The sequence below is a fragment of the Flavobacterium sp. XN-5 genome (assembly GCF_008033395.2).
GTDB classification, from domain to species: domain Bacteria; phylum Bacteroidota; class Bacteroidia; order Flavobacteriales; family Flavobacteriaceae; genus Flavobacterium; species Flavobacterium hiemivividum.
Genome location: NZ_VOGZ02000001.1, coordinates 793,818 through 815,932, shown reverse-complemented (window position 1 = coordinate 815,932; position 22,115 = coordinate 793,818). Strand labels below are relative to the sequence as shown.

General features: G+C 35.2%; 11 protein-coding genes. 8 read left to right on the top strand and 3 right to left on the bottom strand.

What is annotated here, in order from left to right:
• Positions 1-2 precede the first annotated feature (2 nt).
• The 5 genes from glmS (at position 3) to FQU23_RS03575 (ending at position 8,632) form a co-directional block, all read left to right on the top strand.
• On the top strand, positions 3-1,850 hold the full coding sequence (glmS, locus tag FQU23_RS03595) for a glutamine--fructose-6-phosphate transaminase (isomerizing) (RefSeq protein WP_147672614.1): 1,848 nt from the start codon (positions 3-5) through the stop codon (positions 1,848-1,850).
• Between the two features lie 297 nt (positions 1,851-2,147).
• Entirely contained in the window at positions 2,148-4,955 is a 2,808-nt protein-coding gene (locus FQU23_RS03590) for a TonB-dependent receptor (RefSeq protein WP_147672613.1), read from the top strand.
• 29 nt (positions 4,956-4,984) lie between these two features.
• Entirely contained in the window at positions 4,985-6,511 is a 1,527-nt protein-coding gene (locus FQU23_RS03585; protein WP_147672612.1) for a G-D-S-L family lipolytic protein, read from the top strand.
• 251 nt (positions 6,512-6,762) lie between these two features.
• Complete coding sequence (gene atpD / locus FQU23_RS03580) at positions 6,763-8,274, top strand: F0F1 ATP synthase subunit beta (RefSeq protein WP_132109188.1); 1,512 nt, start codon at positions 6,763-6,765, stop codon at positions 8,272-8,274.
• 76 nt (positions 8,275-8,350) lie between these two features.
• The gene (locus FQU23_RS03575) at positions 8,351-8,632 is read left to right on the top strand and encodes a F0F1 ATP synthase subunit epsilon (protein WP_147672611.1); all 282 of its coding nucleotides are present in this window, start codon (positions 8,351-8,353) and stop codon (positions 8,630-8,632) included.
• Between the two features lie 408 nt (positions 8,633-9,040).
• Here FQU23_RS03575 and FQU23_RS03570 read toward each other — a convergent pair whose 3' ends face one another.
• Entirely contained in the window at positions 9,041-10,537 is a 1,497-nt protein-coding gene (locus FQU23_RS03570) for a PLP-dependent aminotransferase family protein (RefSeq protein WP_209282310.1), read from the bottom strand.
• Between the two features lie 81 nt (positions 10,538-10,618).
• On the opposite strand from FQU23_RS03570, the gene FQU23_RS03565 reads away from it, so the two are divergent.
• A complete protein-coding gene (locus FQU23_RS03565) occupies positions 10,619-12,442 on the top strand; it encodes a TonB-dependent receptor plug domain-containing protein (RefSeq protein ID WP_147672609.1) in 1,824 nt (607 codons plus the stop codon).
• A gap of 172 nt (positions 12,443-12,614) precedes the next feature.
• Here FQU23_RS03565 and FQU23_RS03560 read toward each other — a convergent pair whose 3' ends face one another.
• Entirely contained in the window at positions 12,615-13,085 is a 471-nt protein-coding gene (locus FQU23_RS03560; protein WP_147672608.1) for a regulatory protein RecX, read from the bottom strand.
• A gap of 227 nt (positions 13,086-13,312) precedes the next feature.
• Between FQU23_RS03560 and FQU23_RS03555 the strand changes: the two genes are divergently transcribed.
• Positions 13,313-16,765, top strand: a complete 3,453-nt coding sequence (locus tag FQU23_RS03555) for a T9SS sorting signal type C domain-containing protein (protein ID WP_147672607.1) — start codon at positions 13,313-13,315, stop codon at positions 16,763-16,765.
• 663 nt (positions 16,766-17,428) lie between these two features.
• Complete coding sequence (locus FQU23_RS03550; RefSeq protein ID WP_147672606.1) at positions 17,429-21,211, top strand: T9SS sorting signal type C domain-containing protein; 3,783 nt, start codon at positions 17,429-17,431, stop codon at positions 21,209-21,211.
• Positions 21,212-21,311: 100 nt separating this feature from the next.
• On the opposite strand, the gene FQU23_RS03545 is transcribed toward FQU23_RS03550, so the two are convergent.
• Entirely contained in the window at positions 21,312-22,115 is an 804-nt protein-coding gene (locus FQU23_RS03545; protein ID WP_147672605.1) for an SDR family NAD(P)-dependent oxidoreductase, read from the bottom strand.

Sequence of the window (22,115 nt, the reverse complement as noted above, 5' to 3'; positions counted from 1 at the left end):
ATATGTGTGGAATTGTTGGATATATTGGTTACAGAGAGGCTTATCCTATTGTAATAAAAGGATTGAAAAGACTCGAATATAGAGGGTATGATAGCGCTGGGGTTATGATATATGACGGTGATGCTGTTAAACTATGTAAGACAAAAGGAAAGGTGGCAGATCTTGAAGAAAGAGCTTCAAAAGAGATTACAACTAATGGAACAATAGGGATTGGGCACACACGTTGGGCTACACATGGTGTTCCTAATGACGTAAATTCACATCCACATTTATCTAATTCTGGAGATTTAGTAATAATTCACAATGGTATCATCGAGAATTATGCTCCATTAAAGGAAGAATTGATAAAAAGAGGTTACGTTTTTCATTCAGATACAGATACTGAGGTTCTTGTTAATCTTATCGAAGAAGTGCAAAAAAACGAAAATATAAAACTAGGAAAGGCAGTTCAAATAGCACTTAATCAAGTGGTAGGTGCATATGCGATTGCTGTTTTTGATAAAAAAAATCCTAATGAAATTGTGGCGGCTCGTTTAGGTAGTCCGCTTGCGATAGGTATTGGAGAAGGAGAGTATTTCATCGCTTCAGATGCATCTCCTTTTATAGAATATACTTCTAATGCGGTATATTTAGAGGACGGTGAGATGGCTAATATTAGATTACACAAAGGAATGAAAGTAAGAAAAATCAAAGACGACTCTTTGGTTGATCCTTATATTCAAGAGCTTCAAATGAATTTGGAGCAAATTGAAAAAGGGGGTTACGATCATTTTATGCTAAAAGAAATATACGAGCAACCTAATGTAATAAAAGATACTTATAGAGGTCGCTTACATCCTAATGAAGGAATTATTCAAATGGCTGGTGTTGAGGATAATTTAGAAAAGTTCTTAAATGCAGACCGAATTATAATCGTTGCTTGCGGTACATCCTGGCACGCTGGTTTAGTGGCTGAATATATTTTTGAAGAGTTCGCGAGAATATCCGTAGAAGTAGAATATGCTTCAGAATTTAGATATAGAAACCCAATAATCAATAGTAAAGATGTTGTAATTGCAATTTCTCAATCTGGAGAAACAGCTGATACAATGGCGGCTATTAAATTAGCAAAGGAAAACGGAGCATTTGTTTTTGGGGTTTGTAATGTTGTAGGTTCTTCCATTTCTAGAGAGACTCATGCTGGTGCTTACACCCATGCTGGTCCAGAAATTGGAGTGGCGTCTACTAAAGCGTTTACAACTCAAATTACAGTTTTAACGATGATTGCTTTGCGTCTAGCTAAAGCTAAAGGAACATTGTCTCATTCGGATTTTCACAGGTATTTGCAAGAATTAGAATTGATTCCTGAGAAAGTTAAAGAAGCGTTGAAAACTAATGATCGTGCAAAAGAAATCGCGGCTGAATTTAAAGATGCTCCTAATTGTTTGTATTTAGGACGTGGTTATAATTTCCCAGTTGCATTAGAGGGAGCTTTAAAACTAAAAGAAATATCATACATTCATGCTGAGGGTTATCCTGCTGCAGAAATGAAACACGGTCCAATAGCTTTGATTGATGAGCACATGCCAGTTATTATAATTGCTCCAATACAAGGACATTATGATAAAATTGTAAGTAATATACAGGAAATAAAGTCTAGAAGCGGAAGAATTATTGCTATTGTAACAAAAGGCGATACTCAAGTAAGAGAATTAGCAGACTATGTTATAGAGATTCCTGAGACTTCAGACGCTTTGTCGCCATTAATTACGACAATACCATTGCAACTTTTATCATATCATATAGCAGTAATGAGAGAATGTAATGTTGATCAACCAAGAAATTTGGCCAAATCAGTAACAGTGGAATAAGAAATTCAATATATTAAGTTAAAAAAATGCAAGATGTAAATCTTGCATTTTTTTTTGCTCAAAATTTTTTAAACACAATACTTTTATGATAAATGCATTATTTTAACTTAAATTATATGTATGCATAGTATTTTTATGATTTTAGACCAAAATATTAAATATAATTTATAATATTATAATATTGAATATGTTAAAATAGAATTAAAAAGATAACAATAATGAAATATTTTTAACGTTTTTTTAATAATATTAAAATTAATTGTACTTTGGTGATCTAAATCAATAAAATCCAGCCAAATGAAAATGTATTTTCTTTTTTTGTCATTGTTTTTTTGCAGCATAAGTTTTGCTCAGACTTCAATTTCAGGTGCCGTTACTGATAGTGACAACCAACCAGTTTTTGGAGCCAACATTAAAGTCATTGGGGGTGCCGCTGGCACAGTTACTGATAATGATGGAAAATTTAATTTAACAGCTTCGAGTAAACTGCCTTATATTATTGAGATTTCAAGTGTAGGGTTTGTTTCGGTTAAAGTAACGATCACTTCAAATAATCAAAAGGTAAATGTTGTTCTGAAAGATGAGTCGAACTTACTAAATGAGATTGTAGTATCAGCTTCAAGAACTCCTGAAAGAGTTTTAGAATCTCCAGTTACGATTGAGAGAATGGGTACTGCTGAAATAAAGAAATCAGCTTCGCCAACTTTTTATGACGGTCTAGAGAATTTAAAAGAAGTGCAAATGAATACTAGTAGTATGTCATTTAAATCTATAAATACTCGTGGTTTTGCAACGGTAGCTAATACTCGTTTTATGCAATTAGTTGACGGAATGGATAATTCCTCGCCCTTACTAAACTTTGTACTTGGAAACTTGATAGGAGTTTCTGAAATTGATGTTCAAAGTGTGGAGTTGTTACCTGGTGCTTCTTCTGCATTATATGGTGCGAACGCTTTTAACGGGATTTTGTTTATGACAAGTAAAAGTCCATTTACAAGTCCTGGAATTACTGCTTACGCAAAATTTGGACAAACATCTCAAAAGGCTGCAGGTACTAACGATTATGTAGATTATGGTATTCGTATGGCGCATGCTTTTAGTTCTAAACTTGCGGCTAAAGCTAACTTCACTTACATGAAAGCAACTGATTGGTACGCCACTAATTATGATGATAGAACAATTGAAGGTAGAGATAGAAGTCATCATAATTATGATGGAATAAATGTTTATGGTGATGAAGTTAGTACTAATTTAAAAGGAGTTGGTCAATCATTAGCGGCATTAGGTTTGATTCCGGCGTCGGCTGTGAATTTATTGCCAAGTTATAATGTAAGTAGGACCGGTTATAATGAAGTTGACTTGACGGATAATAAGGCAACCAATACAAAAATTGATTTCTCGGTTCATTATAGACCTTTTGGAAATGAAAATGTGGAGGTTATTTTTCAAAGTAAATTTGGTTTTGGAAATGCAGTTTATCAAGGAGCTAACAGGTATTATCTAAATAATTTTTTTATGCAACAGCATAAAATAGAAGTAAAAGGTAAAAACTTTTTCTTAAGAGGTTATACTACCACAGAAGATGGAGGACAATCCTATGACATGTTGTTTACGGGTATCAATATTAATAGAGAGTGGAAAGACGATAAAACTTGGTTTGGTCAATATGCGGGAGCTTATGTTCAAACTGCTTTGGCTGGTGCAACTCCTGAAAACTCTCATATAATAGCGAGGCAAACAGCTGATCAAGGGAGATTCCTTCCTGGTACGCCAGAGTTTAAAACAGCATTCAATAAAGTTACTAATGAAGCAAGTGTTTTGACAGGTTCAAAACTAGTGGATAACTCTAAAATTTACCACTCAGACGCGAATTATAACTTTAAAGATCTTATTGATTTTGCGGAAATCCAAGTGGGAGGATCGTACAGACAATATCAATTAAACTCTCATGGTCGAATTTATACTGACGCTGACGGACCAATACTATATAACGACTATGGTGCTTACACGCAGCTAACAAAAAAGTTTATTGATGATCGTTTGAAATTTACAGGATCTGTACGTTATGATAAGTCACAAAATTTTGATGGTAATATCTCACCAAGAGTATCTTTTGTGTATTCAGGTGGTGAAAGTAGAAGGCATAATTTTAGAACGTCATTTCAAACAGGTTTTAGAAATCCATCTACTCAAGATCAATACATAGGATTTAATGTAGGAAGTGCTATTTTATTAGGGTCAGCGCCAGATAACTTGACCCGATATACTGAAACATTACCAATCGCTACAACTGTAGGTCAAGGATTTGCAAATGGTACTTCGGTTACTATTAATGGTACAAACGCTTATAATAATTCTTACCTCGCTTCTTCGGTTATCGCTTTTGCTGCAGCTGGAAATCCTGCATTATTGATGAAAACAAATGCTAATCTTGTAAAGCCAGAAGAAGTGAAAGCTTTTGAACTTGGATACAGATCATTTATAAATAAAACATCGATCGATATCAATGGTTATTACAATATCTACAATAACTTTATTGGTAATTTGAACGTTGTTACACCTTTATATGGAGATGCTTTAGATGGAGGTGGAGTAACAAATCCAGAGGGTCAAAAAGCTTTACACGCTTTACAAAATGGTAATACAAGAACTTTTCAATTGTATACTAATACAGAATTGGAGATTAAATCTTTAGGTTTAGGTATTGGCTTGTCTCGAAAAGTATACAAGGATTTTGAAGTAGGAGCAAATTATAACTATGCTGAATTTAAATTCGACCAAGCGAAAGATCCTAGTTTTGAAGCTGGATTTAATACGCCAAAACATAGAGTTAAAGCCTCATTTGGAAACGAAAAATTATTTGAAAACTTTGGTTTTAATATTAGTGGAAGATGGAACAGTGAATATTTATGGCAATCAACAATGGTAGACGGTATGATTGATGCTGCTACGGTAATTGATGCTCAAATCAATTACAATATTCCTAAATTAAAATCAACTCTTAAAATAGGAGCTTCAAATCTTGGTGGAAAAGAGTATGCACAAGTTTTAGGTGCTGGACTAATTGGGCAACAATATTTTGCTTCTTGGACGCTTAACCCGTAATTTTCACAAAAATTAAAAAACACATAACCATGATAAAAAATTTCAAATGGCTACTACTGGTTTCCTTAAGCTTTGTAGCATGTAATAATGATGACGCCGTAGTTGTAGATGCAAATTCATCTGACGGTTTGCCTTTGACGGCTGGGACTGCAGATTTTTCAAAATTTGTTTCATTAGGAAACTCTTTAACAGCAGGTTATTCTGATAATGCCTTGTTTATTGAAGGTCAAAAAGTATCGTACACTAATATAATGGCGCAACAATTTGCTGAAGTTGGTGGTGGAACTTTTAAAATTCCCTTTATGGCAGACAATGTTGGAGGATTTAAAATTAACGGTACTGTAATGGGTTTTCCTAGATTAGCTTCGACAGGTGGTGTAGCTCCAGTAGCAGTTGCGGGAACTCCTTCAACAGAGATATTAACCTCTATAGTTTCAGGAGGCCCTTACAATAACTGTGGTGTGCCAGGGGCTAAAAGTTTTCATTTGTTATCGCCAAGCTACGGTAGTGCAGCGGGTCTTTCTCTTGGAACTGCTAATCCATATTATGTTCGTTTTGCTCCAAATGCTACGACTTCTGTGGTGGCATATGCGATGTCTCAAACACCAACATTCTTCTCTCTTTGGATAGGAAACAATGATGTTTTGGGTTATGCAACAACAGGTGGAGATGGAACAAATCCAATCACGCCTTCGGCAGGTCCTGCAGGAGCTGGTTTTGATGCTACATACGATGCTTTAGTAAATACCCTAACTTCCGGAGGAGCGAAAGGAGTTGTGGCAAATATTCCTTATGTAAATACAGTACCCTTTTTTACGTTTATCGCGACAAATCCAGTTCCATTAAACGCAACGCAGGTAGCGCAATTGAATCCGCTATTTGGAGCAATGAACAGTATTTTAGCCATGGCCTCACAGCCTGCTCGTTTTCAAACACTAACAGCAAGTTCTACAAATCCACTTTTAATTGCTGATGAAATGTTAGCTTATGATGCTACGGCCTTGTTTACTACCGCTTTTCAAGGAGCTCCATTTAATTATCCGTTAGCAACAGCTAGTTTTTTAGGGACTCTTTATGGGAAAGCGCGCCATGCTAATAATGCGCCAGCAACAAGAGATTATATATTATTAACAGCAGGCGGTTCAATAGGAACAGCTCAGCCGGGATATCCAGCTAATAATAGTACTATTGGGATAACATTTCCTATGGAGGACAAAGCAACTTTAACAGCGAGTGAAGTAGCTTTGGTAAAAACAGCGACGGATGCTTACAATGCAAAAATTAAAGCCGTTGCAACAGCAAAAGGATTGGCTTTTGTTGATGCTAATGCTTTAATGACCTTAGTTGCTGGCGGTGGATTTTCGGCAAATGGATTTAGTGTAACAGGCGCTTTTATTACAGGTGGTGGATTCTCAACAGATGGGGTACATCCTTCTCCAAGAGGTTATGCAATGATTGCAAACAAATTTGTTGAAGCAATTAATATGACTTACGGTTCAAATCTAAAAGGAGTTAATTTAGGTGATTATCGTATCTTGTTTCCAAAATCACTTTAATTTAAAGATGTTTGTTTAAGATATGAAAAACCATTCGTCGAAAGCCGAATGGTTTTTGTTTTTTTGCCGCTTTATTGGGGTATTTTTATATTTTTAAACACCTTTTTATTTTTTACTGTTTTTTATATAAAAAATTATTGATTTTTTATTTTAAAAAATTATCTTTGCAAACTGAAAAAAGCATGTAATCGATACATTTCGGTTGATACTAATTCATAAACCTAAATAGCTATTTAATAAACACATAAGTAATGTCAAAAGTAATAGGAAAAGTTGCCCAGATCATTGGACCAGTAGTTGACGTAGTTTTCAACGGCGCAGATGTTGAACTTCCAAAAATTTATGATTCATTAGAAATCACAAAAAAAGATGGTACTTTATTAGTACTTGAAGTACAATCTCACATTGGTGAAAACACCGTTCGTACCATTTCGATGGACTCAACAGATGGTTTGAGTAGAGGTTATGAAGTAGTTGGAACAGGAAACCCTATCCAAATGCCGATTGGTGCGGATGTTTACGGACGTTTGTTCAACGTAATTGGAGATGCAATTGATGGTTTAGGAGACTTGCCAAAAACAGGTGAAAACGGAATGTCAATTCACCGTCAAGCTCCAAAATTCGAGGATCTATCAACTTCATCTGAAGTTTTATTTACAGGTATTAAAGTGATCGATTTAATTGAGCCTTACTCAAAAGGGGGTAAAATTGGATTGTTCGGTGGTGCAGGTGTTGGTAAAACTGTATTGATCCAAGAATTAATTAACAATATCGCAAAAGGTCACGGTGGACTTTCTGTATTCGCAGGAGTAGGAGAAAGAACACGTGAAGGAAATGACTTACTTCGTGAGATGTTAGAGTCAGGAATTATAAAATACGGGGATGAATTTATGCACTCTATGGAAAATGGAGGATGGGATTTATCTAAAGTTGATATGCCAGGAATGAGAGAGTCTAAAGCTACTTTCGTTTTCGGTCAAATGAATGAGCCACCGGGAGCTCGTGCTCGTGTAGCACTTTCTGGATTGTCTATCGCTGAATATTTCCGTGATGGAGCAGGAACAGATCAAGGAAAAGACGTTTTGTTTTTCGTTGATAATATCTTCCGTTTTACACAAGCAGGTTCTGAGGTTTCGGCACTTTTAGGTCGTATGCCATCTGCAGTAGGATACCAACCAACATTAGCTACCGAAATGGGAGCGATGCAAGAGCGTATCACATCTACAAACAAAGGATCTATTACATCTGTACAAGCGGTTTACGTTCCTGCAGATGATTTAACTGACCCGGCACCAGCAACAACGTTTGCTCACCTTGATGCAACAACAGTATTGTCTCGTAAAATTGCAGAGTTAGGTATTTATCCAGCAGTTGACCCGTTAGATTCTACTTCTCGTATCTTAACACCACAAATTCTAGGTGATGAGCATTACGACTGTGCACAAAGAGTGAAGGAAATTCTTCAAAAATACAAACAATTGCAAGATATTATCGCGATTCTAGGTATGGAAGAATTATCAGAAGAAGATAAATTAGCTGTTTCTAGAGCACGTCGTGTACAACGTTTCTTATCTCAACCTTTCCACGTTGCTGAGCAATTTACAGGATTAAAAGGAGTTTTAGTAGATATCAAAGACACTATTAAAGGATTTAATATGATTATTGACGGTGAATTAGATCACTTGCCAGAATCAGCTTTCAACCTTAAAGGTACTATTGAAGAAGCTATAGCAGCTGGAGAAAAAATGTTGGCAGAAGCTTAATAAGTTATGAGTTATGAGTTATGAGTTTTTTAGTAAACTTATAACTCATAATTTATAGTTCATAACTCAAAAAATTATGATTTTAGAAATAGTATCACCGGAAGCATCATTATTTAAAGGGGAAATAACGGCAGTATCTGTACCAGGTGTTGATGGAAGTTTCCAAATTTTAAATAATCACGCACCCATAGTTTCGTTACTTAATAAAGGAACGATTACTATTACGGCTCCAAATTTAGTATTTAGTAAAGAAGTTGCTGCTTTGTTTACGAAAGTAAATGACCAGAATTACACGCTAGCTATTGAATCTGGAACCTTAGAAATGAAAGACAATAAAGTAATTGTTTTAGTTGACTAAAATAATTTCGATTATAGAATTAAAGCCTAACAATTTACGTTAGGCTTTTTTTTGGTCTCAAATAGGGCATAAAGCTATGTGCTTTTATTGTATATCGCTTTTATTTCTAGAACTTTGTAAACCGCTGATTCGGAAATTTTAAAATATTTTTGTTACTGATAATTAGTGATTTTGTCATAAGAATTCTTGCTCCAACCATGAATAATTTAAGTCTGACAGACCAAATTTATACACTTTAATTATAGAGCGGTTTATTTTCCTTAATCTAACTTCTAATTCCCATAGTAAATTCCACTACTTTGGAGCTTTGCCAGTAGGGCGGAGTGGTTTTTCTATTTCGAATGAACCCCCTCAAGCAATACCTAGTTCTAAATTCCTCCCACAAATTTACACCCCAACCAAAGTATTCTACCTCGCAACCACATTATCGTACCCCAATTTCAACTTTTTAATTACAATTTCAATCTCTTCTTCATTCAAATGACCAAAGCCAAAACGAATCGCGCAAGTGTTTTTATTCTGATAAAGAATAGTTTTAGGAAGTAATAAGTCAATTTTATGGACTTCCTCAGCTAATTGAACTAAGGATATTTTGGGTTCAAATTCTAGCCAAATCGCCAATCCACCACTAGGTTTTTTCCACTGTATCGTTTCTTTAAAATAGTGTGTTAGCATCTCGCACAAAAAATCTCTTCTTTTCTTATATTTGATGATGTTTTTCTTGATTAACCGATGAATTTCACCTTCGTAAATTAATTCCGAAAGCATTTGTTCTTGGATGACATCACCTTGCTTATCTAGCATCTGCAAGTAGTTTTTAGCTTCAATAATTAAATTAGTTGGAGCGACAACAAAACCGGTTTGAAAACTAGGAAAAAAAGATTGCCCTAGTTTCCCCAAATAAATAACATTTCCATTCGCATCAGAACTCGCCATGGGTAACATGGCTGAACCTTCAAATTGAAAGTCATAATCATAATCATCTTCAATTATGGCAAATTCATATTCTTTAGCTAGTGCTAATAATTCCAATCTTCTTTGAGCGCTCAGCGTATTGGTAGTTGGATAATGCCTGTGCGCACAAACATAAACACAGCGAATTGACTTTTTTACATAATTTTTTCTGATGTAATCAATGTCTAAACCATTTTCATCAATTGGAATAGTTCGAATACTTGCTCCAACTTGTTGAAAAATCATGTTTGCCGCATAATTACTCCAGTTTCCCACCAATACAAGATCTTCAGGTTGTAATAGGAGCTGCGAAACGATGTATAAACTCATTTCGGTACTTCGCGTGCTGATTAAGTTATTTGGTTTAATATGAAAGCCACGCGTTGCATTTAAGTAATTACACAGTTGATTTTCATAAACGGAATAGAAACTATTTGAAGTTTGATTCCATTTGGACAGTACCGTTTTTCGTTTCATCGAGGCGCTATACCATTTCGAAAATTGATGCGTGGGATGCAATCTCAAATCGGGTTGCCCATCGTTTATACTATATTTTGTTTCTTTAGTTTCGGTAGTGGAAGCCAAATGAAAGGAGGGTTTAAAATCAAATCCTGTTGTTTCTATGTATCTATTTGCTTGGTTTTCAGGATAGGTTATGGCTTTGATCGGGACTGTTTTTTGTTCTGGGACAAGTACAAATGTTCCTTTGTTTGGTATGATTTCTACCCAACCTTGTGATGCCAATTCGTCGTAAACAGCGACAACAGTGTTCCTGTGAATCTGTAATAACTGACTCAGCGATCTACTTCCCGGTAAAGCTGTTCCTTTTGTTAAATAACCGCGCTGAATGGCATCAATAATTTGATGTGAAATTTGAATAAATACTGCTGTCAATGTATTTTTTTCGAACTGGATTAATTGTTTTAAAAGTGTTTCAACCGGACTATTCATAATTTAAATACTGGACTAGATTACTCGTCCGGAAAGTTACGAATTTTGCAACGGTTTAAAAATAAACAAAAAATATAATTTATGAAAAATGCAATGGCAGTGGCTTCTTTAGTACTTTGTGCTTTAGTTGGAAAAGCACAAGAGGCAAAACAGAAAATGGACTCACTGAATGAAGTTGTAGTGACTTCCTCAAGAATTGATTTGCCTTTTGATGAAAATTCAAGAACTATTCAAATTGTTACCGCTAGTGACATAAAAAAATTGGGAGTGACAAATGTGGCGGATGCTTTACAGCAAGTTGCGGGTGTTGATGTAAGAAGACAAGGTGTAAACGGAATGCAAGCCGATTTATACATAAGAGGTGGCAGTTTTGATCAAACATTATTGCTGATTGATGGAATAAAAGTAGATGATGCACAAACAGGACATCATACTTTAAACTTGGCTTTGCCAATTGAAGTGATTGAAAGAATCGAAATTATAAAAGGGCCGGCTGCTCGTGTTTTCGGGCAAAACGCTTTTTCTGGAGCGGTAAATATTGTTACTAAAAATGCACCGAAAAATGCACTAGTAACCAAATTACAAACGGGTTCTTATGGCCAATTTTTGGCTGAAGCCACTGCTTCAATTAATTTAGACAATAGCAGTCATATTGTTCATTTTAGCAAAAATTTTTCAAACGGGTACAGAGAAAATACTGATTTTGACAATCAAAACTTATTTGTAAAAAGTCAGTTCAATAAAAGCAAACTTCCTATTAATTTTATCGCAAGTCATTCTGAAAAGAAATTTGGAGCCAATGGATTCTACGGAATTCCATCAGCTACAAAACAATATGAAGAAACCCAAGCGACTTTAATTGGATTTTCGACTGTTATTAAAAACGGAAATTTCACTTGGAAACCAAGAGTATATTGGAAGCGAAATCAAGACGAATATTTATATGTTAGGAACAATCCCGCTGCGTATAGGAATTTGCATTTAACGAATAAAATGGCGGTGGAGCTAAACGGTTCTTATACGTCAAATGCTGGAATTACGGGTTTTGGTGTTGAATTTTCAAAATATTTTATCACAAGTAATCGATTGGGAGACAATCAAAGGGAAATTGCAACTTTGTTTCTAGAGCATCGTTTTCAGTTTTTGGATGATAAATTAGATATAACACCTGGTGTTGCTGCTTCTTATTTTTCAGACTTTGATAATAAATTATTTCCTGGAGTCGATGTAGGTTATGCCGTTTCTGATGATGTGAGAGTTTACGGAAACATTGGTTACACCTACAGAGTTCCTACTTACACTGATTTATATTACATAGGTCCGCAGGCGATAGGAAATCCGAATTTACAAGCAGAAGATGCCTTAGCACAAGAGATAGGAATTCGATGGAGTACCAATCGTTTTGGTCTTTCGGTAGCTGGTTTTAATAGAGATTCGAATAATTTGATTGATTATGTAAGAGTAAATGCGAGTGATGTTGTTTTCTCTCCACAAAACATTCAGGATGTGAATACCAAAGGTTTTGAAACACAATTGGATTATAAGTTTACATTGAACAATCTAAATCAAAAAATCAGCTTGGGGTATACTTTTATTGACGATGAAATCAAAAAAACAACAGCTGTCGAATCGAGATATTCCATCAATTCCTTGAAGCATCAAATGGTTGGTTCGTACCAAATACAATGGTTTGAAAACTTCACTAATTCAATTGCGTATCGTTATATGGAACGAACTTCTGGAACGAGTTACAATGTGGTAGATCTTAGTGCGGCTTATAACTGGAACGACGTGGAGTTGTCAGTTTATGCTAATAATATCTTTAATACAGACTATTCAGAAAGTAGTTTGATTCCAATGCCAAAAGGGAATTTACTTTTTGGATTAAAATACACGTTTAAGTAGTAAATGGCTTTTTTTTTACCATAAGATCACTGAAAATTTATTTTATGAAGACATTGCCTTGTTAGTTCAGGGCAATGTTTTTTTTATAATACTAAAGGGGATTTTCTTTTCAAAACTTAAATTTCAGAACTCAGAACTCAGAACAGATAACTGAAAACCCACAACCCAAAATTCAGATCTTCTCCATTTCCTTCATTTTCTCATAAACGAGATTACTCTCAAATCCCTTTCGCAACAGAAAATCGCAAAATTTCTTTTTCTTTTTTAAAGTGTTTGTTTCTCGTATCGCTTCCCACTGCCTTTCGGCCAAGGAATTAAAGGTGTCTAAATACTCGTCTGCAGGAATTTCTTTGAGTGCCAAATTTATATTGTAGGTCGTAATCTTGCGGAATTTTAATTCGTTTACAATTCTAATTTTCCCCCACTGCTTGATGCGGTGTTTTCCTCTTGCAAAACTACAAGCAAACCGACTCTCGTTAAGAAAATTAGAACCGATAAGATGAATGATAATCTCATCAATTTCGTTCGAATCCAGTTTCATGCTACGCAATTTACTAACTACTTCTTCATGGCAACGCTCTTGATAAGCACAGTAATGCTCAATTTTATTGGTAGCTTCTTTTATGGAATAGACTTCCTTCATTTTTTTCTTGTAATAAGTAACAATTATGATTAAAAATTAAAATTGGTAAGTTATTTTATTTCGTTAGATGTTAAATTTTTTTTAAATATAAGTAAATGAGTTAGTTGGCGATAAAACGAACATGTGAACGAGTTTGTTTTGTTAGGGTTGTTATTTTGTTAAACTTAGTATTAAAATCGAAGTGTATGCTGCAACACAGTATTGTTTTATTTATAAAAAACTAAGGTATGAAGATAATATTTACCATTTTTCTTGTTTTATGTCAAACATTTGTTTTTGCAGTAACAAAAACTTACAGCGGAGCAAATGGGCTTTGGAATACTGCAGCAAATTGGAGCCCAAGTGGAGTTCCAACAGGTTCTGATGATGTTGTAATACCAAGTGGGAAAATCGTTGCTATATCTGCTAATATAGAGGTAAAAAGTATTTCTGTTTCAGGCGCATTGAAAATTAACGATGGATTACTTTTCACTGTTGGAAGCAATTTAACTTCAGGTAGTTTTACGGTTAATTCTGGAGGTAGTTTCACAATGGGTTCAGGTAATGATGTGGCGACTCTAGTAATTTTTGGAGATTATAGTAATAGTGGGATAACCGACTTTTGGAAAAGTACAATTATAATTAGTGGAAATTTGTTTAGTTCTTCAACCTCGGAACTACAAAAACAGGGCAATGTCGTTGTAGGAGGTAATATAATTGGACAATTTGATACGACTGGCGGTAATGGAGCTGGGCAGATTTATGCAGTAAATCCTAATGCAACAGTAATTATAACACCAACTTCTATAGACAATAATGTGATTCCTGGTAATCAGATTGTAGTTCCAACTGAATCGCAAATTTTGGTGGATTTAGTTAATAATGTAATTTATGGAGGAAGTTGTTCGTTTACTATTAGTGATATATCTAATATTAACGCTTGCACTTCAAGAAATGCGGTATTTACTTCTTCGGCTACTGGAACTTCACCTACTTTCATTTGGCAGGTTAATATGGGTTCAGGTTGGATAGACTTGAGTGAAGGAACCCTTTACTCGGGAGTTGCAACTTCTACTCTTACAATTACTGGGGTTACTGCTGGAATGAATAATTATAAATACAGGACTAAAGTAACGGTTGCTTCTTGTAGTAAAAATGGAAACTATGGGGTTTTAACTGTAAGTTCGTCCCCGATAATTTCTACACAACCTATTAATGAATTAGATTGTGAAGGTGCTTTTGTGAGTTTTAATGTTGTCGCTATTGGAAGTGAATTGAGTTATACTTGGCAGTACAAAAAACCTACTGACGGTAGTTTTCTTGCTATGCCCACTACTAATGTTACTTATCCTTCTGCAGGTAAAATTACTATCGCAAATGTAGGAAGTACTCAGTATCCAAATGGGACACAATTTCAGGTAGTTGTGTCAAATGGTACTTGTAGCGTTACTTCAAATACGGTTGTTCTTTCAGTAAATGAAATAGTGACGATAAATTCACCTGCCCTTACCCCTTCTCAATCTGTCGTGGATGTAAAACTTTGTTATGGATCTAATTATTCCTATACAGCAGTAATTTCAAATCCATCACACGGTCCTGTTACATACCAATGGAAAAGTCAAATTCCATCTGGTTCTTGGAATAATGTTGTAGATGGACCTCATTTTTCAGGAGCAACAACTGCTATCTTAAAAATAATTAATGGTACACCAGCTGAATCAGGTAAATACAGAGTCGATGTTGTTTATGATAGGACTGGTGGTAATTGTAGTGTCAGTAGTTTTGCAAAAGTTAGGTCATTAACTTTCTATCCTTTGTTAACGAATCCAGTTGCAACGATTTCTCAACCAGATTGTATCACAAATACAGGTGTTATTACTGTAACGGTGCAAAGTGCAACTGACATTTATAGCTTTGATAATGGTGCAAATTATCAAGCTAGTAATGTTAAATCAGGACTTACAGCAGGTACATATAATGTAATTATAAAAAATATAGGAGGGTGTATTTCTCCAGTAACAAATTCTACAATAATAGCCCCTATTCAAGCAGTTTGGAATGGTTCTGGATGGACAAATGGTCCACCAACAAGTACTCAAGCAGTGGTTTTTAATGGATCTTACACTATAGAAGGAGACATGGAAGTATGTTCTTTTCAAGTGAGTTCCGGAAGCGTTACAGTTTATCCTGGAGTTACTTTGAAAATAACGAATGAGGTTACTGTTTCTGGAGGTAGTTTAGTTTTTGAGGACAAATCGAGTTTGGTTCAGATAAATAATATGGTTAATTCAGGAAATACAACTTATAAACGAACTACAAGTCCAATAAGCAATTTCGATTATACTTATTGGTCTTCTCCTGTTTCACCACAAACACTTTATAATGTTTCTCCTAGCACCCTTGGAGATAAATTTTACTCTTTTGATGGGATTGTAAATAATTGGGTTCAAGAAAATTCTTCGGCTACAATGACTAAAGGGGTTGGATATATTATAAGAGGCCCGCAAAGTTATGCAGCTCCTAATCTTCCTTCTCAATATCTGGCTTCTTTTATTGGGGTGCCTAACAATGGTACTATTTCTGTTCCAATCACTACTTCAGGGAATGCCCTCTATTTGCTGGGAAATCCCTATCCTTCGGCACTAGATGCAGATGCTTTCCTATTAAATAATCCCGTACTCGAGGGAACGCTTTATTTTTGGACTCATAATACGAATATTGGTACAAATGTATCTAACCCAGGATCTGGTGTATATGCTTATTCTGGTGATGATTATGCGTCTTATAACTTAACTGGTGGCGCTGCAACTAGTACTGGAGTAAAAGCTGGCAGCGCTAGTATCCCAGGAGCTATTAATACAGCTATTCCTTCAGGAAAAATTGGTTCAGGGCAAGGCTTTTTTGCGGGTACAAAAATCTCAGGCAGTGTTAATTTTACAAATAGTATGCGTGTTGGTGTTGGTACAATTTCTGGAGATAATTCTCAGTTTTTTAAGTTTAGCTCTAGTAAAACACTTGAGGTAGTTAAAAAAAATAGAGTTTGGCTGAATTTGTCTAATAATGAAGGAGCGTTTAAACAGCTGCTGATAGGTTATGTTACAGGGGCAACAAATGAAATTGATAGTCGATATGATGGAGAGAGTTTCGACGGAAATAAGTTTGTCGATTTTTATAGTATCAGTAACGAAAAGAAACTTGTTATCCAGGGTCGAGCTCTGCCCTTTGACAAAGAAGACAAAGTGTCTTTAGGATATAAGACGACTATTGAAGGTACTTTTACCATAGCGATTGATCAAATAGATGGATTATTTCAGGACCAAGAGGTGTTTCTTGAAGATAAAGAATTAAATATTCTCCATAATTTAAAAAAGGGCCCCTACAATTTTAATACCGCTAAAGGCATTTTTAATAATCGATTTGTTTTAAGTTATACCAGTAAAACCTTATCGAATAAAGAGCATATTTTTTTAGATAAAGAAGTTATAGTTTCGAATAAAAATAAAGAAATAAAAATAAGATCGTCAGTTAATTCTATTGATTCAGTATGTGTTTACGATATTATGGGCAAACAAATCTATAAGAAATCCAAGGTTGATAGCAATCAATTGTTAATTCACAATTTAGTGCCTGGAAATCGAATTCTTATAGTAGAAGTTGTACTTCAAAATGGAAAGCGCAGTTCACAAAAGATTGCTTATTAAACTAAATAACTTGTTTTTAGGATCTAAAAATTATTCCACCACAAAGTCGCAAATTTTAAAATAATTATCATTTGAATAGTTTGGAGTAAATATTAGTAAATCAACCTTATAGGCTTTCAATTTGTCAAACCGAATGTATGGACTTTCAGCCCATAGCGGTTTAGTTTATTCATAATAGCAGAGTTTTAAAAACCATAACTATAGACAATATGGTTGAGATGTACTGCTAAGAAAATTAGATAGACCATAATTTTATTGTTTTCATTCTCCCTTAAACTTCTTTCGGGAGCAATTTGCCATCCACTTCTTCATTACCACGCTTCTCATAAGTATTGTAAACCTCCATTTATTCGTTTCTACTTTTATTGAAAAACACCTTACATTTTTAAAACCCTAAAGAATAGTTTCTCGTATTTAAGAAGCTGAAGGTAAGCAATTGACAGCTATCGAATCTTAATGTGTAAGTAAGAATTTTAATTCATGCGCTTTGATAATTTGTAAGTTTCTTATTATGAATAAATGCGATAAAAACTGTAGTTAAACGGTGAAAAATGCCGATAACCGACAAAATTTTATTATGTCTTTTTTTTGATGTTTTTTCGCACGTGCAGAACATATTTTTTTCTCCGATAATTCGCCCAAATTATTATAAAAACCTACTATATGAATATAAAATTACCTAGAACTACAATTTTTACGGTTTTAATCTTGTTGTTGAATTGTGTGTTATTCTCTGCTATCAAAGGGTTAAAAAGGGCTCTTAGTGTTAATAAAACGGTATTGGTTTTTCTGTTGTTTTTCTTTGCCGAGAATGCAAATGCACAATGCTCGATTACTGCTTCTAGAGCTACGACTGGATTAGATTGTGGTACGGCTTCTTTAAGTAACTGTGGAGGGATTTTGTATATTGGAGATGGTACAAATACTATGACTTTAACAATTAGTTCTGATTTTGATCTTACTTGTTTAGGGCCGATTCAATTTATTATTAGAAATAAAGCTACAGTTACTTATGCAAATGGAGGGGGAGCTAATGAAAGATTAACTCTTGGGGAGGGTTCAAGTATTATTGTTGAGTCGGGTGGTAAACTTGACGGAGGTAAAAATTGTAATTCGGCTGATAGAATATATATAGGAACTAAATTAGTGGCTAGTTGTGACGGAAATAATGCAGATACTAGTTTTGGTGATATTAATAGTTTAGGAGGAACAGGTTCTGCAAGTTCTAATTCTCCGGTATGTGTTGGGAGTAGTATAAACTTAATTGCTACACCACCATCTACTGGATCATTTGCTTATGTTTGGACGGGGCCTAATGGTTTTTCTAGCTCAAATCAAAACCCAATATTAACGGCTTCGTTACTAGTAGCAGGCGAGTATAAAGTGAAAATGGTAAGAGCGGACGGAAAAGATACGTCTGCCTATACAACTGTTGTAGTGAACGCAGCGCCAACAGCTGCCAATGCAGGGCCCAACCAATCAAAATGTAATACAACTACTTTTACCCTTGCTGGGAATGTAGCAACAGTAGGAACTGGAATGTGGTCAGTAGTTAGTGGACCAGCAACAATTACAACACCTACATCTTATACATCTGGAGTTACAGGAGTTCCCGTAGGAACAAGTGCAACACTGCGATGGACAATTTCAAACGGAACATGTACTGCATCAACTAGTGACGTTACTTTGACAAATAATGCTGCACCTGCTGCGCCAACTGCTCCAGTTAATGTAACTGTTTGTGAAAATGGAGCTTCTCAAACATTAACGGCTACTGCCGCTGTTCCTTCAGGATCTACTATTACTTGGTATGATGCTGCAACAGGCGGCAATATAGTTAGCCCTGCAACTTTAGTAAGTACTGTTGCTGCTACTAAAACTTTATACGGTCAAACTTCTAATGGAACTTGTTCTAGCTTAACGCGTACTGCGGTAGTATTGACTATCAATGCTGCACCTGCTGCGCCAACTGCTCCAGTTAATGTAACTGTATGCGAAAATGGAGCTTCTCAAACATTAACGGCTACTGCCGCTGTTCCTTCAGGATCTACTATTACTTGGTATGATGCTGCAACAGGCGGTAATATAGTTAGCCCTGCAACTTTAGTAAGTGCTGTTGCTGCTACTAAAACTTTATACGGACAAACTTCTAATGGAACTTGTTCTAGCTTAATGCGTACTGCGGTAGTATTGACTATCAATTCTGCACCTGCTGCGCCAACTGCTCCAGTTAATATAACTGTATGCGAAAATGGAGCTTCTCAAACATTAACAGCTACTGCAACTGTTCCTTCAGGATCTACTATTACTTGGTATGATGCTGCAACAGGCGGCAATATAGTTAGCCCTGCAACTTTAGTAAGTACTGTTGCTGCTACTAAAACTTTATATGGTCAAACTTCTAATGGAACTTGTTCTAGCTTAACACGTACTGCGGTGGTATTGACTATCAATGCTACACCTGCCGCGCCAACGATCAAAATATTATCTCACCCTGACTGTACTACTGCATTTGGTACTTTTAAAATCACTAATTATGATAGCAATTATACCTATGCTGTAACTCCATTTACTGGGGTGCCTATATCAGGTGATCTTGTGACAGCACCTGCAGCTACTTATACTATTATAGCTACTGCGGGAAGCTGTAGTTCAACAGGAGTAAATGTTATTATCAATAATCCACCAGATACAAAAAGATGGAATGGTACAAATTGGCTATTGGATGATGGTAGTATTACTATTAATCCAACAATTGAAAACCCTATAATTTTTACTGGAAATTATAATTCTTCGTCTAATGTAGATGCTTGTTCATGTCAAGTTACAAATGGAGCTAAAGTTGTTATTAGTTCAGAACATACTTTAACAGTGACTAATCAAGTTGATGTTGTAAGTGGTAGTACGTTAACTTTCGAAAACAACGCAAGTTTGGTACAAATTAACGATGCTGCAGAAAATGTAAATACAAACTCTGGTAGTATCACCTATAAACGTCATACTGCTGCAGTTAAACGTTATGATTTTACTTACTGGTCTTCTCCAGTGGTGGGAGAAAAATTGTATAATGTGTCACCTCTTACTTTAGGAGATAAATATTATAGTTTTGATTCAGTGGGTAATAAGTGGGTAATTCATTACAATGGAAATTATACTATGAAAACTGCCGAAGGCTATCTAATTAGAGCGCCACAAACATTTGCTATCAATACTGCTGCAATTGATACGAATCCTAAGTTTATTGGTAAGCCTAATAATGGGGTGATAACTTTGCCATCACTAGCTGGAAATAGAGCGCATTTACTAGGGAATCCTTATCCATCAGCAATTGATGCGGATAAGTTTTTGGATGCTAATTTAGATATTTATTCAGATTCTGTTTTAGTTAAACCAGCCGTATTAGAAGGAACGCTTTATTTCTGGACTCATAATTCGCCACCAAGTAGTGCTGTAGGTACTTACCCTGGAAATGATCCTGCCAAGTATAATTATACTACTAATGATTATGCAACTTATAATAGAACTGGTGGGGTAGCAACTGCTGCAAAAGTGGATTTAGATAAAAATGATCCGAATGATAATAATTATTTACTTGCTCCAACAGGGAAAATTGCAGCAGGTCAAGGCTTTTTTGCCCCTGCAAGTGCTACTGGAGGTACACTAGTATTTAATAATAGCATGCGAGTTACAGGAGGGGTTTCTGGAACAAATAATTCACAGTTTTTTAAATTGAGTACTAGTTCTAAAACAACTACGGCTGTTACAACAAGAGAGAAAAACCGTATTTGGTTGAATTTAACCAACAAAGAAGGTGCTTTCAAACAAACCTTAGTGGGTTATATTACAGGAGCAACTAATAATTATGATAATGGTTTTGATGGAGAAAGTTTTGACGGGAATCAATTTATTGACTTTTATAGTATCAATAATAAACGAAATTTAACCATACAAGGAAGGGCTTTGCCTTTTGTAGAAACAGATGTTGTACCCTTAGGATATAGATCTACTATTGCGGGTTCTTTTTCAATAAGCATAGACCAAGTAGATGGATCATTAGTGAATCAAGCTGTTTATTTAGAAGATAAACTCAGCAGTACTACCCATAACTTGAAAACGGGTGCGTATACCTTCACCACTGAAAAAGGAACTTTCAATGATCGTTTTGTTTTGAGCTATGCTAATAAAACCTTGGCAACAGAAGACTTTGAAGCGGTAGAAAATAGGGTTATGATTACCAATAAAAATAAAGAAGTTAAAATCAGTACACCGGAAAACCAAATCGAGGCGGTATTTATTTATGATATATTAGGAAGACAAATTTATACTAAAACAAATGTGGATAAAAATGAGTTAGTAGTTACTACTCTTATAGCCCGTGATCAGGTATTAATAGTAAAAGTGATAATGAAGGATAAAAGCATAATTACTAAGAAAACTATTTATTAGAGCTACATTTTAATTTATGAAAGCCCCATTATATTATTGCATAATGGGGCTTTCTTTTTTATATGAAGTGAGATAAAATAATGGAATTCTCGGTTTTTCCCTATAGATCCATTACTGCAAATCTATAGTTAAGCTTTGCTATTAGTTTGTCAGCTACAATAGTTTTTCTAATCGATGCTTGATTGTGATTAAACATTGGTGGAGCTATGTTTAGTTCTAATGCTTTTTGTGTATAATACACTTCGCGCGAAGGATGTGCCGGTGCTGCCGCATTATATATCTCGCCCCAGGATTTTTTTTCAATGACTCTAAGGATAATCCCAATACAATCTATTTGATGGATTAAATTAATAGGCGCATCTGGGTTGTCAATATTTCCCCTGCCTGATAAAAAGTGTATTGGATGGCGATCTTCCCCAATCAAACCTCCAAAACGAAGCACAGTAGTTTTAAAATGAGTGTTACTTTGCAAAAGTGCTTCCACTAGGACTAATTGCTTTCCACCTTCCGAATCGGGGTTTAATATCGTTTCTTCGGTTACTAGTTCATTATCGTCTCCATAAACGGAGGTTGAACTAATAAATAATACGTTTTCAATAGTCGATTTTTCGATAAAAGGAATCAAAGCTTCGATTTTAGTAACAAAATTTTCTTTGTTCACTCCTCTTAATTTGGGCGGAATATCGATGATTAATATCGAGCTGTCATTTAAAAAATCTTCAATCGCACCATGAACTCTATCGGTTTCAAGTGAAATTATAAAAGGATGAATTCCTGCTTTTTCTAATTTCGAAATCTTATCTGTAGAGGTTGTCGAGCCATTTACCTGGAATCCAGTTTCTAATAAAGCTTTCGCCAAAGGGAATCCTAACCATCCACAACCCAAAATACTTATATTTTTCAT

Excerpts from the sequence above, each read along its gene's own strand:
- glmS (WP_147672614.1), top strand. The coding sequence starts at position 3 with ATGTGTGGAATTGTTGGATATATTGGTTACAGAGAGGCTTATCCTATT.
- FQU23_RS03590 (WP_147672613.1), top strand. The coding sequence starts at position 2,148 with ATGAAAATGTATTTTCTTTTTTTGTCATTGTTTTTTTGCAGCATAAGT.
- FQU23_RS03585 (WP_147672612.1), top strand. The coding sequence starts at position 4,985 with ATGATAAAAAATTTCAAATGGCTACTACTGGTTTCCTTAAGCTTTGTA.
- atpD (WP_132109188.1), top strand. The coding sequence starts at position 6,763 with ATGTCAAAAGTAATAGGAAAAGTTGCCCAGATCATTGGACCAGTAGTT.
- FQU23_RS03575 (WP_147672611.1), top strand. The coding sequence starts at position 8,351 with ATGATTTTAGAAATAGTATCACCGGAAGCATCATTATTTAAAGGGGAA.
- FQU23_RS03570 (WP_209282310.1), bottom strand. The coding sequence starts at position 10,537 with ATGAATAGTCCGGTTGAAACACTTTTAAAACAATTAATCCAGTTCGAA.
- FQU23_RS03565 (WP_147672609.1), top strand. The coding sequence starts at position 10,619 with ATGAAAAATGCAATGGCAGTGGCTTCTTTAGTACTTTGTGCTTTAGTT.
- FQU23_RS03560 (WP_147672608.1), bottom strand. The coding sequence starts at position 13,085 with ATGAAGGAAGTCTATTCCATAAAAGAAGCTACCAATAAAATTGAGCAT.
- FQU23_RS03555 (WP_147672607.1), top strand. The coding sequence starts at position 13,313 with ATGAAGATAATATTTACCATTTTTCTTGTTTTATGTCAAACATTTGTT.
- FQU23_RS03550 (WP_147672606.1), top strand. The coding sequence starts at position 17,429 with ATGAATATAAAATTACCTAGAACTACAATTTTTACGGTTTTAATCTTG.
- FQU23_RS03545 (WP_147672605.1), bottom strand. The coding sequence starts at position 22,115 with ATGAAAAATATAAGTATTTTGGGTTGTGGATGGTTAGGATTCCCTTTG.